This is a genomic window from Variovorax sp. J2P1-31 (assembly GCF_030317215.1).
Lineage (GTDB): Bacteria > Pseudomonadota > Gammaproteobacteria > Burkholderiales > Burkholderiaceae_C > Variovorax.
The window spans coordinates 1,644,071-1,657,438 of the sequence record NZ_JASZYA010000002.1 but is presented as its reverse complement, the minus strand read 5'-3'; the positions used below and the strand labels follow the sequence as shown (position 1 = coordinate 1,657,438).

Here is a 13,368-nt window from a genome sequence, read left to right as displayed (position 1 = left end):
ATGGACCTGCACCGCATCCGCACCGCGCTCTTCGTGCCGGTGCTCGAACCCCGCTTCTTCGCCCGCGCGGGCGAACGCGGCGCCGACGCGCTGATCCTCGACCTGGAGGATGCGATCGCGCCGCAGCGCAAGGCCGAGGCGCGGCGCGCCCTGGCGCCGGCCGTGGCTGCATTGCGCGCCACCGGCCTGCCGCTGTTCGCGCGCGTCAATGCCGAAGCCGAACTGTGCGAAGTCGACCTGGTGGCCTGCGTTGCCGCCGGCGTCGATGCCGTCATGCTGCCCAAGGTCGAATCGCCCGACACGGTGCAGGCCGCCCGGGCCGCGCTCGAGCGCCATGCGCAGGCCCTGGGCGTGGCCGCGCCCGGCGCGCTGGTCGCGTTGATCGAGACGCCGCGCGGCGTGCTGCGCGCCGACGCCATCGCCGCCGCCGACCCCGGCCTGCGCGCGCTCGGCTTCGGCGCCGAGGACTATGCCGCCGCCATGGGGCGTGCGCCCGAGCGCGAACTGCTGCTGCCCGCGGCCGCGCGCGTGGCGATGTGCGCCGCGGCCGAGGGCCTGGCCTGCTGGGGCCTGGCCGCATCGATCGCCGAACTGGACGAGCTCGAGTCCCTGGCGCAGGCCGCGCGGCTGTCGCGCCGGCTGGGCTTCGGCGGCTCGCCCGCCGTGCATCCGGGCCAGGTGCCGGTGCTGCGCCGCGCCTTTGCCCCCTCCGACGACGAGCTCGCCCACGCCCGCGATGTGCTGGCGGCGTACGCAGCGGCCGAAGCCGACGGCAGCGGCGCCCTGCGGCTGCAGGGCCGCATGGTCGACCGGCCGATGGTGGAACGCGCGCGCCGGCTGCTGGCCTGAGCCGCGCGCGCTCGCTCCCTGCCGTTCATTCCATCGACTCTCCACGGACCCCATCCCATGGCGCAACAGACACTCGAGGGCATCCAGGTGCTCGACTTCAGCACCTACATCGCCGGCCCCTACGGCGCCAGCCTGCTGGGCGACATGGGCGCCGACGTGGTCAAGGTCGAGACGCCCGAGGGCGACCCGATGCGCCACTACCCGTCGACCCTGCCCGGCGAGAGCCGTGCCTTCCTGGGTGTCAACCGGAACAAGCGCGGCATCGTGCTGGACCTGAAGCAGCCCGCCGACCGCGCGGCCTGCCACCACCTCGTGGCCGACGCCGACGTGGTGCTGCACAACTTCCGCCCCGGCGTGGCCGAGCGGCTCGGGCTCGACTTCGACACGCTGCGCGCGCTCCAGCCGCGGCTGGTCTATTGCAGCTTCACCGGCTACGGCCCCGACGGCCCGCAGGCGCAGCGCCCCGGCTTCGACCAGGTGCTGCAATGCCGCACCGGCATCGCACAGGCGCAGGGCTATCCCGGTGACGAGCCGCGCGTGGTCTGGGGCTCGGCCGTGGACTTCTACGGCGCGAGCCTGATCGCCACCGGCATCTGCGCGGCGCTGTTCCAGCGCGAGCGCACCGGGCTGGCGCAGCGCGTCGACACCTCGCTGCTGCAGGCCGCGCTGGCGATGCAGGCGGGCCGCATGGTGTGGGCCGAAGGCGAGTCGGCCGAGGTCGACCGCGACCTGCGCGGCGGCGCGCTCTCGGGTCTGCATCCCACGCGCGACGGTTACCTCTACCTCCAGGCCCAGACCGAAGCCTTCTGGGAAGCGCTGTGCGAACTCACGGGCCTCGGGCACCTGGCCTGCGATTCGCGCTATGCCCACATGCGCCTGCGCAAGGCGAACGAGGCGGTGCTGCTGCCACAGCTGCGCGCGGCGCTGATGACGCGCAGCGCCAGGGAATGGGAGGCGATCTTCGGCAACCGCGTGCCCTGCACGGTGGTGCGCGGCATCGAGGCGGTGTTCGACGACGAGCAGGTCGCGCACCAGGGCCTGCTCGTGACCCATGCCCACCCGACGCTGGGCAGCTATCGCGCCGTCGCGGAGCCGATCCGCTTCAACGGGGAGCGCAGCCGGAAGCAGGAACGCAGGGCGCCGATGCTGGGCGAGCACACGGCGGACATCGTGGGACCGGCGCGCTGAGCCTGCGGGCCGAGCGCGTCAGGATCCGGCGCGCCTTCAGCTCCCCGTTTCCTTCCAGTGCTTGGCCCACAGCGCCTCGCCACGCTCCAGCGCCGCGCCCAGTTCCTTCTTGCGCCGCTGCGCCACGGCCATGACCAGCGCGTTGGCCACCGAGAGCGCGGCGGTGTAGGAGTCGAAGGGCGAAGCGCTCGAGGTGCGCACCAGCAGCATGTGGTCGGCCGAGGCCGCGGGCGGGGCGGTGGGCATGTCGGTGATCACCACCACCTTGGCGCCCTGGGCGCGGAAGTACCTGGCCGCGCGCGTGATCGCCAGCGAATGGCGGCGGAAGGTCGGGGCCAGCAGCACGTCGTGCTCGCCGATCCACAGCATCTCGTCCTCGATGAACAGCGGGCCGGTCGAGCTCATCAGCCGCACGTCGGGCAGGCACAGGTTCAGGTGCAGCGCCAGGTGGCCGGCGATCGGGGCGCCGTGGCGCTGCCCCAGCACATGGACGCGCGCCTTGCGCTGCGTGAGCAGGCGCACCGTGGCCTCGAAGGCGGCCACGTCGAGCGCGGCGAAGGTGGCGGCCAGGTTGTGCTGGTCGTGCAGCAGCACGTTGTCCAGGCAGGAGCGGATGGAGGTGTCGTCGCCGATCACGGCGCTGGCGCGGGTGCCCGGCGTGGCGAGCAGGGCCGTGACCTCCGAGCGCGCTTCCATCTGCGCTTCGGCATAGCTCGCATAGCCCAGCTTGGCGAGCAGCCGCACCACGGTGGATGCGCTGGTGTTGACCTGCCGGGCCAGCTGGCTGGCCGATTCGAGCAGGCCCTGCGGGTGGCGGGCCTGCAGTTCGGCGATCAGCCGCTGCTCGCTCTTGGTGAGCTTCCTGTCGTAGCCGGCGATGCGTTGGTTGAGGTTCTGGGTGGCCATGGGGGATTGTGAGCAAACTGCCTGCCGCCCTATTTTGAAGACTTCATTGCAATTTGAAAAATAAAATGAAAAAATCTCTTCAAATATTCTTGCTGTTCTCCTTCCACCCTTTCTGGACATCACGCCATGCGCTCCTTTTCCGACGCTTTCACGCTGCGCCGCCGCAGCCTCCTGGGCATGGGCCTGGCCGCCGCGCTGCCCCTGGGGGCGCATGCACAGTCCTTCCCGTCCCGGCCGGTCACGCTGGTGGTGCCGTTTCCCGCGGGCGGCTCGGTCGACCTGATCGCGCGGCTCTACGCCGAGCCGCTGGCCAAGGCGCTGGGCACCTCGGTGGTGGTGGACAACCGCGCGGGGGCGGGTGGCTCCATCGCCAGCGCCCAGGTCGCGCGCGCCAAGGCCGACGGCTACACGCTGGTGGTGTCCTCGCAGAGCTCGCACCTGGCCAACCCGCTCACGCAGGCCAACACCGGTTACGACCCGATCAAGGACTTCGCTTCCATCGCGCAGCTGGCGCGCACGCCCAACGTGCTGGTGGTCAACCCGGCCGTGCCGGGCAAGACCTTCAAGGAATTCCTCGCGCATCTGAAGGCCCACCCCGGCCAGCTCAATTTCTGCAGCGCCGGGCCGGGCAGCATGGGGCAGCTCAACGTGGAGCTGCTCAGGAACGCGGCGCAGTTCGACGCGGTGCATGTGCCCTACCGCGGCGGCGGCCCGCTGGTCGCGGCGCTGATGGCCAACGAGGTGCAGTTCGGCCTCGACAACCTCGCGCCCTTCCTGCCGCAGATCCAGGCCGGCAAGCTGCGCGCGCTCGCGGTGGCCGCGCCCACGCGGCTGTCGGTGCTGCCCGAGGTGCCCACCTTCGAGGAGCTGGGCTACCCCGTGGTCAACGCCACCTCGTGGATCGGGCTGGCGGCGCCGGCCCGGACGCCGCCCGAGGTGCTGGCCGCGCTCTACAAGGCCGTGCGCACCGTGGCGGAGCAGCCGAGCATGCTGGACGCGCTGCAGTCGCGCGGCGCATTGGCGCCCGAGGCGCTGTCGTCGGCGCAGTTCACCGCCATGATGTCGGAGCGCCTCGCGGTGTACGGCGAGCTGGTCAAGCGCGCCGGCATCAAGGGGGAGTGAGGCCATGACGACCTTCGTTCCCGACAGCTCGCCGCTGGAGGTGCTGCCGCGCGACCTGTCGGCCTACCGGCAGGGCAACACCGGCATCGACTATGTGCACCGCTTCGCATCGGGTCGGCCCGGCCCCCATGTGCTGGTCAACGCGCTGACCCACGGCAACGAGATCTGCGGCATGGTGGCCGCGACCCATCTGCTGGACACCGGCGTGCGCCCCCGGGTCGGCACCCTCACGGTGAGCTTCGCGAATGTCGAAGCCTACGAGGCCTTCGACCTCGAGCGGCCTTACGAGAACCGCCAGCTGGTGCACAACCTCAACCGCATCTGGTCGCCCGAGATGCTCGACGGCGCCGAGCAGAGCCCCGAGCTGCGCCGCGCGCGCGAACTGCGCCCGGTGCTGGCCGCGGCCGACAGCATCCTCGACATCCACTCCACGCGCGCGCCGGTGCAGCCCTTCTGGGTCTACCCGGAGTTCGCGCGCAATGCCGCGCTCACGCTGGCCGTGGGCAACCCGCTGGTGCACCTGGTCATGCCGCCGGGCGCGGCGCCGGGCACGGGCGTGATGTCCTATGCGCGCCATGGCGATCCGGCGGGCGACAGCCTCGGTGCCGTGGTGGTGGAGTGCGGCCAGCATTTCAGCCAGTCGGCGGCCGAGCTCGCGACGGACGTGACGCTGCGCTTCCTCGCGCACCACGGGCTCATCGACGCGTTGCCCGCGGCTTCGGCCGGCGCGCCCGCGCGGCGCTTCCGCCTGCTCGCGGTGCACATGGTGAAGACCCCGGGCTTCGCCTTCGTGCGGCCGGTGATCGGCTTCGAGACCTTCGCCAAGGGCGAACTGATCGCGGTGGATGCGGGCCAGGAGATCCGCTCGCCCTGCGACGACTGCACGATCTTCATGCCCACGCGCGACCCGGTGGTGGGGCGCGAGGGCGTCTACCTCACGGTGCAGATCTAGGACGTCAGGCGGCCGGCCAGCAGGCCCAGCCAGCGCGCCCGCCAGCTCAGCGTGAAGGCGATGGCCAGCGCGGAGCCGGCCAAGGTCATGAACCAGACCAGGAAGGCCATCGACGCGTGGTCGACGCGCAGGCACAGCGCCAGCGACACGGCCAGGCCCGCCACGCCGAGCACGCGCAGCCGCTTCACCGCACCGGGCGATGCAGGGCGCGGCCCGAAGACCTGTTCCCAGTGAACGTCCATCGCCAGGGCCAGCCAGCCCAGGCCCGCGAGGTTGGCCGCCACGGCCAGCAAGAGCAGCACGGCATCAGGCACGGGCACGCTCCCCCGCCAGCGCGGCGCTGGCGGCCACCGGCGTGCCGGCGCGCCGGCCGAGCTTGCGTGCCACGCCGATCGCGATGGCGGCGCTGGCCAGCATGAACAGGTCGACCCCGGCCACGGGCCAGTAGCGTTCGCCGAGCGTGCGCAGCAGGTGGTCGCCGGTGGTGATCCAGTTGAGCAGCACGGCCGTGACGGCCAGGGCCGCGATGGCCCAGCACTGCTCGGCCCAGGCCGGCGCCATGCGCGCCTCGGCCACGGGCGCGGTGCGCCACAGGCCGTGCAGGCCGGCCAGCACCCAGGCGCCCCAGAAGATGTACTTCTCGGCATCGCCCTTGCCGGGCCAGCCCGCGGGCATCACGTCGGGCAGCAGGCGGTTGCCGATCAGCATGGCGAGCGCGGCGACCAGCATGCCGGTGACCGTGGTCACGGCGAAGCCGTCGACCCAGCGCGCGCCCCCCTTGCCCTGCCTGGCATGCTGGCGCTTGCGCTTCTCGACGAAGAAGATGAAGCCGGTCGCGATGCAGGCGCAGCCCGCGAGGCCGCCCAGCACATAGAGCCAGCGCAGCAGCCAGTGGCGGAAGTGCTGCAGGTGCAGGCCGGTCAGGAAGGTGTTGATGCTGGCCACGGGCGTGAGCGGCGGGTCTTCGCGCAGCAGCTCGCCGGTCGCGGCCTTGAAGTGCATGCCCTCGCCGGTGAGCGCGATGCGGTCGGTGCCGGCGCGGTACACGCTCACGTAGCTGTTGGCATCGCCCACGTGCTGCACGCTCAGGAAGCCCACCTCGCCCGCCATGTCCTTGGCGGCCCAGCGGCGCTGGGCCTCGGCCACCATCGCATCGACCGAGGCCAGCGGCCCGGCCACGCCCGCGCGGTCGTGCGGCAGGCCGGTCTCGAGCGCCTCGTGCTTTTCGTGCATCTCGTGCAGTGGCTCGAGTTGCGTGTGGGTCACCGGGAAGTAGATGCCGCCGAAGATCACCAGGCCCGAGAAGGCGAAGATGAAATGGAAGGGCAGGGCCACCACGCCCGTGAGGTTGTGCAGGTCGAGCGCGCTGCGCTGCGTGTGCTTCTTCGGCCTGAAGGTGAAGAGCTCGCGGAAGATCTTGCGGTGCATCACCACGCCGCTGACCAGCGCCACCAGCATGATCAGCGCCGCGAAGCCGACGATCCAGTAGCCCAGGTTCTTCCACTCGAGGTGCAGGCTGTAGTGCAGCGGGTAGAAGAACTGGCTGCCGATCTTGAGGTGGTCGTCGGGCAGCGACTTGCCGCTGCGCGGGTCGATGGTGCGGGTACCGAAGACGCCGTCTTCGGGGTCCTTGGCGTTGGGCAGTTCGTAGCTGGAGAACAGGCCCAGCACCGGATCGCGGTGCGTGGTGTAGGCGCTCCAGCTCTTGACCACCGGGAAGCTCTCGGCCATCGGGCCGTTCACGCGGCTGCGGGCTTGCGCGATGCTCTCGGGGTTGGCCTTCATGTCCTGGAACACCGGCAGCAGCACCTTGTCGAAGGAGGGCATGGGCTGCGGCGCGAAGCGCGATTCGGGAATCGCCCAGCGGTCGATCTCGCGGTCGAACACCGACAGCGAGCCGAAGAAGAACACGACCATCAGCACGAAGCCCAGCACCAGGCCGAACCAGGTGTGCAGCCAGGCCATGGTGAGGCGGAAATTCTGGAACATGGTGGGGTGTCCTTAGAGCAGGGCGCGCTGCACGAGCCAGGCCGCGCCGGTCATGAGGGCACCGCCGCCGGCCAGCACCAGCCACACGCGGGCCAGGCTGCGCGCGCTGAAGGCCCAGAGGAAGACCCCCAGGAAGACGATGAAACCGAGGATGTAGCCCAGCGCTTCGGCGTCATGGAATTCCATCTTCGCGGCGAACAGCAGGCCGATCAGCAGGGCGATGAAGCCCCAGGTGAAGGCGTAGCCGCCCAGCATGCCCGCGGCGATGCGCGAGGCGAGGTGGACGCGGGACAGGGTCGAAGCGGTCATGGTCGTTGTTCAGGAACGGGCGCGGCAAGCGCGGGCGGTCGCTGCGACAGGCTGGCTTGGGAAGCGTGGCTGACCTGTGATCTGCGGAAGCGGCGTGATTATCCCCGACCCTCGGCGCCGGGCGCGCGGTATGCATGCGCATCGTAGGGGCAGCGTGCGCGCGGGTCCCGCTTCATCGTCGTGAAAGTCCTACACGCCGCATCGGCATGCGCGCATGCGGTCGACGGCCTGGCGGCCCGAGGATCGACATCTCCCCAGGGAATACCTCCACCATGCACAGGGATGCGAATGCCGCAGACCCTGACGACCTCCAGAGAAAGCTCACGCCGTCATGCCCCTGTCCCTGTCGTCCCCGCCATCCTCGATGCCCATCGGTCGTCTCTGTACGCTGGCCATGTTGCTCGGCACCGCCTGGCTCGCCGCCACACCGGCCGCCGCGCAGGTCTCGCCCGCGCTCGACCGCTTCAGCCTGTCGGTGGGCGCCTTTCATGCCGAGCCGACTTTCGGCGCGCGCTTCGACACGCCCTATGGCCGGCTCGATTCCGGCGACGTCAAGCGCGATGCCGTGACCATGCCGCGGATCTCGGCCGACCTGCTGCTGTTCGACAGCCAGGGCCTGTCCTTCGACTACTACCGCTATTCGCGCAGCTACTCGCAGAGCGTCGGCGGCAATTTCACGGTGGGGCCGAACCAGGTCGCGGCCTCGGCCGATGCCACGCTCGACACCAAGATCGAGTTCGCCAAGCTGGCCTACAAGTGGTGGATCGGTTCGGGCAACACGGTGGTCGGCCTGGGTGCCGGTGCCGCGTACTACCGGGTCGGGCTCGACGCGCGCGCCAACGCCACGGTCAACGGCACCAGCGCGGCCTTCAGCACCAGCCAGAGCGAGGACGCGATCGCGCCGTTGCTGGAAGTCGGCGTGCGGCATGCGCTCACGCCCGACTTCCGCCTGTTCGCCGATGCCTCGGGCGTCTGGAAGAACGGCGGCAAGGTGCACGGCAGCATCTACAACGCGGCCGTGGGCGTCGAGTGGTTCCCGATCAAGAACGTGGGCCTGGTGCTGTCGTACGGCGTGACCGACATCGACTTGAAGCGCGACGACACCATCGACACGCGGCTGCGCGTGAAGCTGCAGGGGCCGAGCGCCTTCCTCAAGGCCCGCTTCTGATCGGGTCCGCTGCAGGGCTCGACCCTGCAATCCTCAACTATCGATAGAGGAATTCAGCGCAAGCGGTGCGCGCAAGGCCCCAGAGAATTCGCAGCAATTCTCTCCGGGGCGTCTTTCGCCGCACACCGTGTCCTATTCGCTGTCCCTGCTCGACAAGAGCCTGATCCCTGAAGGCGCCGACGCCGCCCAGGCCTTCCAGCACACCGTGGCGCTGGCGCAAAGCGCGGAGCGGCTGGGCTACCGGCGCTACTGGCTGGCCGAGCACCACGGCAACAGCAGCTATGCGGGCTCGGCGCCCGAGGTGCTGGCCGCGCATGTGCTGGCCAGGACCTCGCGCATCCGCGTCGGCACCGGCGGCGTGATGCTGCAGCACTACAGCCCCTTCAAGGTGGCCGAGACCTTCCGCGTGCTGGCCTCGCTGGCGCCGGGCCGGGTGGACCTGGGCATCGGCAAGGCGCCGGGCGGCCTGCCCCTGACCAGCAAGGCGCTGCAATGGCTGCACGATCCGCTCAGGAAGAAGGAAGACTTCGCGCTTCGCCTGGCCGAGCTCGATGCCTTCCTGCACGACGGTGTCGCGCCCGACCACGCGCTGGCCGGTGCGCTCGCCCGGCCCGAGCCCCCGCAGCCGCCGCAACGCGTGCTGCTGGGCGGCAGCCCCGAGAGCGCGGTGCTGGCCGCGCGCCAGGGCTGGCAGTTCGTCTATGCGGGCCACTTCAACGGCGACCCGGTGAACCTCGCGCAATCGATCGCGGCCTACCGCGCCGAAGCCGGCCGCGCGCCGTGGCTCGCGCTCTTCGCCTTCGCCGCGCCGACGCGCGCAGAGGCCGCCGAACGGGTGGCCGCGCTGCGCAGCTTTCGGGTGCACCTCTCCACCGGCCAGACGGTCAACCTGCCCAGCCTCGAAGCCGCCGCCGAATTCGCGCGCCAGGCCGGCGTGAGCGACTACCGCACCGAAGAGCGGCGCCCGCACGTGATCGCAGGCACGGGCGAGGAGGTGCGCGATGCGCTCGATGCGCTGAGCGAACAGCACGGCATCGAGGAGCTCGTCATTGACATCCCGGTCGCGGACTTCGCGGCGCGCCATGCCGCGGTCGAACTGCTGGCCGCGGCGCGCGAGCGCGTGCCGGCCTGAACCGCATTCCTCCCCCCAACGAGACAAAGGAAGCATCGCATGCGCAACATCCCCTTCGGCGTCATGCTGCAAGGCGCGGGCAGCCACATGAATTCGTGGAAGCACCCCGGCGGGCCGGCCGACGCCAGCGTCAACCTCGACTTCTTCATCGGCACGGCGCGCAAGGCCGAGGCGGCCGGCATCGCCTTCGCCTTCGTGGCCGACGGGCTCTACATCAACGAGCAGTCGATCCCGCACTTCCTCAATCGCTTCGAGCCGATCTCGATCCTCTCGGCGCTGGCCGTGGCGACCTCGAAGATCGGGCTGGCGGGCACGGTGTCGAGTTCGTACAGCGACCCGTTCACCGTGGCGCGCCAGTTCGCCTCGCTCGACCTGATCAGCGGCGGCCGGGCGGGCTGGAACGTGGTGACCACGCCGCTGGAAGGCAGCGCGAAGAACTACAGCCGCGCGCACCCCGCGCATGCGCTGCGTTACGAGATCGCCGACGAGTACCTGGCCGTGACCCAGGGCCTGTGGGACAGCTGGGACGACGACGCCTTCGTGCGCGACCGCGCGAGCGGCCGCTTCTTCGACCGCGACAAGCTGCACCCGCTCGACCACAAGGGCCGCTTCTTCGAGGTGGCGGGGCCGCTCAACATCCAGCGCTCGCCGCAGGGCCAGCCGGTGATCTTCCAGGCCGGTTCGTCCGACGCGGGCATCGGCCTGGCCGGCAAGTACGCCGACGCGGTGTTCACCCATTCGCCATCGCTCGACGAGACGCGCGGCTTCCTGCGCCAGGTCAAGGCCAGCGCGGTGGCGCAGGGCCGCCGGGCCGACGACGTGAAGATCTTCCCCGGCATCGGCCCGGTGGTCGCGGCCACCGAGGAAGAGGCCGAGGCCAAGTACCGGCTGATCCGCGAACTGCTGACCATCGAGGAAGCACTGGCCTACCTGGGCCGCTTCTTCGACCACCACGACTTCGGCCAGTACGCGCTGGACGATGCCTTCCCCGAACTGGGCGAGATCGGCCGCAACAGCTTTCGCTCGACCACCGACCGCATCAAGGCCAACGCCAGGGCCAAGGGCCTGACGCTGCGCGAAGTGGCGCTCGAAGTGGCGACGCCGCGCACCGCCTTCGTGGGCACGGGCGAACGCATCGCCGACGAGATCATCCGCTGGGTAGACGAGGGCGCGGCCGACGGCTTCATCCTCGGCTTCCCGGTGCTGGGCCAGGGCCTGGACGACTTCATCGAATTCGTGCTGCCGGTGCTGGAGGCGCGCGGGCGCTACAGCCGCGCGCTGCCGGGGCGGACGCTGCGCGACCACCTGGGCCTGCCGCGCAAGGCGAGCCGCCATGCGACCGCGGGCGACACGGCCGCGGCACGGAGGGCCGCCTGATGCGCGAAGCCTTCGTCTACACCACGCCGCTCGATCCACGCGCGCGGCCGCTGCTCGACGAGCTGGCCTTCGAGTACGACAGCCGCTACGGCGACGTGCTGCGCGAGCCCGGCGAGCCGCGCGAGATGGAGCGCTACCCGGCGCATCTGTTCGCGCCGCCCCATGGCAACTTCGTGCTGCTGCTGCGCGATGGCGTGGCGGTGGGCGGCGGCGCGTTCATGCGCCACGACGAACGCACGGCCGAGCTCAAGCGCATGTGGACCCACAGCGCGCTGCGGCGCCAGGGCCTGGCGAGCAAGGTGCTGCTCGAATTGGAGGCGCAGGTGCGGCGCCAGGGCTATGAACGCATCTACCTGACCACCGGCTTTCGCCAGCCGGAGGCGGTGGGGCTGTACCTGGGCCACGGCTACACCGCGCTGTTCGATCCGCCCGAGGACCCGGAGACGCCGCGCAAGCTGCCCTTCGAGAAGCAGCTGCAGCTGGCGCGCCCGTCGGCCCGGATCGTGCCGCAGCAGGCCGAGGCGGTGCAGCGATGAACACCACCGTCCTCGACGGCGAGGCCGCACCGGCGCGCGTGCCGCCGGCGCCACGTGCCGCACCCGCCGCGCCGGAAAAAGGCGACTACTCGCACTTCCGCATCGTGCCCGCCCGCTACCCGGCGCGCACCGTGGGCACGGTATTCGCGGCGGCGGTCATCGCGGTGGTGTTGTATTCGACCCTGACCAACCCGCGCTGGGGCTGGGGCGTGTTCGCGCAATGGTTCTTCGCCGAGCCGGTGCTCGAGGGCCTGGGCCGCACGCTGCTGCTGACGGCGCTGGGCGCGGTGCTCGGCTTCTTCTTCGGCACCGGGCTGGCGCTGGCGCGCGTGTCGCGCTCGCCGCTGCTGTCGAGGCTGTCGTGGGTGTTCACCTGGATCTTCCGCTCGATCCCGGTGATCGTGCTGCTGCTGATCATCAACAACCTCGGCTACCTCTACGAGACGGTGACGCTGGGCATCCCCGGCACCGATGTCACCTTCTTCTCCTACCCGACCACCCAGCTGATCAGCCCCTTCGTGGCGGCGCTGCTGGGCCTGACGCTGAACCAGGCGGCCTTCGCCTCGGAGATCGTGCGCGGTGGCATCCTGTCGGTGGAGCAGGGCCAGCTCGAGGCCGCGGCGGCGCTGGGCCTGTCGCGCAGCCGGCAGTCGTTCCGCATCGTCCTGCCGCAGGCGATGCGCACCATCCTGCCCACGGCCTTCAACGACATCATCGGGCTGGCCAAGGGCACGTCCAACCTCTACATCCTGGCGCTGCCCGAGCTGTTCTACACGATCCAGATCATCTACCGGCGCAACCTGGAAGTGATCCCGCTGCTGATGGTGGCGACCGTCTGGTACCTGGTGATCCTCACGGCGCTGTCGGTGGTGCAGCACTACGTGGAGCGGCATTTCTCGCGCGGTGCCTTGCGCAACCCGCCGCGCTCGTGGCTCGGCGGTGTGCTGCGCGGGCTGTGGCCTTCGAAGGCGGCGGCGAGCGAGCCCGCGGCACCGCCCGCCGCGGCACCCGCGCAGCTGCCGCGCTGGACCGATCCGCTCACGCAGGGCGGCGAGGTCACGATCCACGGCATCTCCAAGCGCTTCGGCGCGCTCGAGGTGCTCGACGAGGTGACGCTCACGGTGGGGCAGGGCAGCGTCACGGTGATCCTCGGCCAGTCGGGCTCGGGCAAGTCGACGCTGCTGCGCGCCATCAACCACCTGGAGCGGGTGGACGACGGCTTCATCGCCATCGACGGCGAACTGATCGGCTACCGTCGCGATGCCGACACCCTCTACGAGCTGCACGAGAAGGAGATCCTGAAGCGCCGGGTCGATGTCGGCATGGTGTTCCAGAACTTCAACCTGTTCCCGCACCTCACGGTGCTGGAGAACATCGTCGAGGCGCCGGTCTCGGTGCGCGGCCTGTCGCGTACCGACGCCGAGGCGCTGGCCTCCGAGCTGCTGCGGCGCGTGGGCCTGGCCGACAAGACGCATGCCTACCCGCGCCAGCTCTCCGGCGGCCAGCAGCAGCGCGTGGCCATCGCGCGCGCGCTGGCGCTCAAGCCCAAGGTGCTGCTGTTCGACGAGCCCACCTCGGCGCTCGACCCCGAGCTGGTGGGCGAGGTGCTGGCGGTGATCAAGGAGCTGGCGCGCTCGGGCACCACGCTGCTGATCGTCACGCACGAGATCGGCTTCGCGCGCGAGGTGGCCGACACCATCGTCTTCATGGAGCGCGGCCGCATCCTCGAAACCGGCACGCCCGAGCAGGTGTTCAACGCGCCGAAGCATCCGCGCACGGCCGAGTTCCTGGCCAAGGTCCTCTGATTCCTTCTCTTCTTCTTCTTACTGCATTGCACTTC

General features: G+C 70.5%; 13 protein-coding genes. 9 read left to right on the top strand and 4 right to left on the bottom strand.

Going from position 1 to position 13,368, the window contains the following annotated elements; genetic code table 11:
• The gene (locus tag QTI20_RS18935) at positions 1-849 is read left to right on the top strand and encodes an HpcH/HpaI aldolase/citrate lyase family protein (RefSeq protein WP_286553086.1); all 849 of its coding nucleotides are present in this window, start codon (positions 1-3) and stop codon (positions 847-849) included.
• 57 nt (positions 850-906) lie between these two features.
• Positions 907-2,037, top strand: a complete 1,131-nt coding sequence (locus QTI20_RS18930) for a CaiB/BaiF CoA transferase family protein (protein WP_286553083.1) — start codon at positions 907-909, stop codon at positions 2,035-2,037.
• 36 nt (positions 2,038-2,073) lie between these two features.
• On the opposite strand, the gene QTI20_RS18925 is transcribed toward QTI20_RS18930, so the two are convergent.
• Complete coding sequence (locus tag QTI20_RS18925; RefSeq protein WP_286553081.1) at positions 2,074-2,943, bottom strand: MurR/RpiR family transcriptional regulator; 870 nt, start codon at positions 2,941-2,943, stop codon at positions 2,074-2,076.
• A gap of 126 nt (positions 2,944-3,069) precedes the next feature.
• Between QTI20_RS18925 and QTI20_RS18920 the strand changes: the two genes are divergently transcribed.
• The gene (locus QTI20_RS18920; RefSeq protein WP_286553080.1) at positions 3,070-4,065 is read left to right on the top strand and encodes a Bug family tripartite tricarboxylate transporter substrate binding protein; all 996 of its coding nucleotides are present in this window, start codon (positions 3,070-3,072) and stop codon (positions 4,063-4,065) included.
• Positions 4,066-4,069: 4 nt separating this feature from the next.
• On the top strand, positions 4,070-5,017 hold the full coding sequence (locus QTI20_RS18915) for a M14 family metallopeptidase (RefSeq protein ID WP_286553077.1): 948 nt from the start codon (positions 4,070-4,072) through the stop codon (positions 5,015-5,017).
• Here the strand turns inward: QTI20_RS18915 and QTI20_RS18910 are convergent.
• From QTI20_RS18910 to QTI20_RS18900, 3 genes are read right to left on the bottom strand one after another with little or no spacing between them, the layout of a single operon-like run.
• Entirely contained in the window at positions 5,014-5,331 is a 318-nt protein-coding gene (locus tag QTI20_RS18910) for a DUF3325 domain-containing protein (protein WP_183026227.1), read from the bottom strand. The two genes, QTI20_RS18915 and QTI20_RS18910, sit on opposite strands and share 4 nt — an antisense overlap.
• Positions 5,324-7,006, bottom strand: a complete 1,683-nt coding sequence (locus tag QTI20_RS18905; protein WP_286553075.1) for a PepSY-associated TM helix domain-containing protein — start codon at positions 7,004-7,006, stop codon at positions 5,324-5,326. The genes QTI20_RS18910 and QTI20_RS18905 overlap by 8 nt, the downstream gene beginning before the upstream one ends.
• A 12-nt stretch (positions 7,007-7,018) precedes the next feature.
• Positions 7,019-7,315 carry an iron uptake protein gene (locus tag QTI20_RS18900; RefSeq protein WP_219209585.1) on the bottom strand — a complete coding sequence of 99 codons (297 nt, stop codon included), beginning with the start codon at positions 7,313-7,315 and terminating at the stop codon, positions 7,019-7,021.
• A 394-nt stretch (positions 7,316-7,709) separates the two neighbouring features.
• Here QTI20_RS18900 and QTI20_RS18895 point away from each other — a divergent pair, with 394 nt between their 5' ends.
• The 5 genes from QTI20_RS18895 (at position 7,710) to QTI20_RS18875 (ending at position 13,333) form a co-directional block, all read left to right on the top strand.
• Positions 7,710-8,483, top strand: coding sequence for a hypothetical protein (locus QTI20_RS18895; RefSeq protein ID WP_286553072.1), 774 nt, complete (start codon positions 7,710-7,712; stop codon positions 8,481-8,483).
• Positions 8,484-8,610: 127 nt separating this feature from the next.
• Entirely contained in the window at positions 8,611-9,615 is a 1,005-nt protein-coding gene (locus tag QTI20_RS18890) for an MsnO8 family LLM class oxidoreductase (RefSeq protein ID WP_286553071.1), read from the top strand.
• Positions 9,616-9,654: 39 nt separating this feature from the next.
• The gene (locus QTI20_RS18885) at positions 9,655-10,992 is read left to right on the top strand and encodes an LLM class flavin-dependent oxidoreductase (protein WP_286553068.1); all 1,338 of its coding nucleotides are present in this window, start codon (positions 9,655-9,657) and stop codon (positions 10,990-10,992) included.
• Positions 10,992-11,528, top strand: a complete 537-nt coding sequence (locus tag QTI20_RS18880) for a GNAT family N-acetyltransferase (protein ID WP_286553065.1) — start codon at positions 10,992-10,994, stop codon at positions 11,526-11,528. Before QTI20_RS18885 ends, QTI20_RS18880 begins: the two co-directional genes overlap by 1 nt.
• On the top strand, positions 11,525-13,333 hold the full coding sequence (locus QTI20_RS18875) for an amino acid ABC transporter permease/ATP-binding protein (RefSeq protein ID WP_286553062.1): 1,809 nt from the start codon (positions 11,525-11,527) through the stop codon (positions 13,331-13,333). Before QTI20_RS18880 ends, QTI20_RS18875 begins: the two co-directional genes overlap by 4 nt.
• Positions 13,334-13,368: the final 35 nt, after the last annotated feature.

What these genes read in the sequence shown, in the direction of transcription:
- QTI20_RS18920 (WP_286553080.1), top strand. Translation starts at nt 3,070, where the DNA reads ATGCGCTCCTTTTCCGACGCTTTCACGCTGCGCCGCCGCAGCCTCCTG.
- QTI20_RS18930 (WP_286553083.1), top strand. Translation starts at nt 907, where the DNA reads ATGGCGCAACAGACACTCGAGGGCATCCAGGTGCTCGACTTCAGCACC.
- QTI20_RS18915 (WP_286553077.1), top strand. Translation starts at nt 4,070, where the DNA reads ATGACGACCTTCGTTCCCGACAGCTCGCCGCTGGAGGTGCTGCCGCGC.
- QTI20_RS18925 (WP_286553081.1), bottom strand. Translation starts at nt 2,943, where the DNA reads ATGGCCACCCAGAACCTCAACCAACGCATCGCCGGCTACGACAGGAAG.
- QTI20_RS18935 (WP_286553086.1), top strand. Translation starts at nt 1, where the DNA reads ATGGACCTGCACCGCATCCGCACCGCGCTCTTCGTGCCGGTGCTCGAA.
- QTI20_RS18895 (WP_286553072.1), top strand. Translation starts at nt 7,710, where the DNA reads ATGTTGCTCGGCACCGCCTGGCTCGCCGCCACACCGGCCGCCGCGCAG.
- QTI20_RS18875 (WP_286553062.1), top strand. Translation starts at nt 11,525, where the DNA reads ATGAACACCACCGTCCTCGACGGCGAGGCCGCACCGGCGCGCGTGCCG.
- QTI20_RS18900 (WP_219209585.1), bottom strand. Translation starts at nt 7,315, where the DNA reads ATGACCGCTTCGACCCTGTCCCGCGTCCACCTCGCCTCGCGCATCGCC.
- QTI20_RS18885 (WP_286553068.1), top strand. Translation starts at nt 9,655, where the DNA reads ATGCGCAACATCCCCTTCGGCGTCATGCTGCAAGGCGCGGGCAGCCAC.
- QTI20_RS18880 (WP_286553065.1), top strand. Translation starts at nt 10,992, where the DNA reads ATGCGCGAAGCCTTCGTCTACACCACGCCGCTCGATCCACGCGCGCGG.
- QTI20_RS18905 (WP_286553075.1), bottom strand. Translation starts at nt 7,006, where the DNA reads ATGTTCCAGAATTTCCGCCTCACCATGGCCTGGCTGCACACCTGGTTC.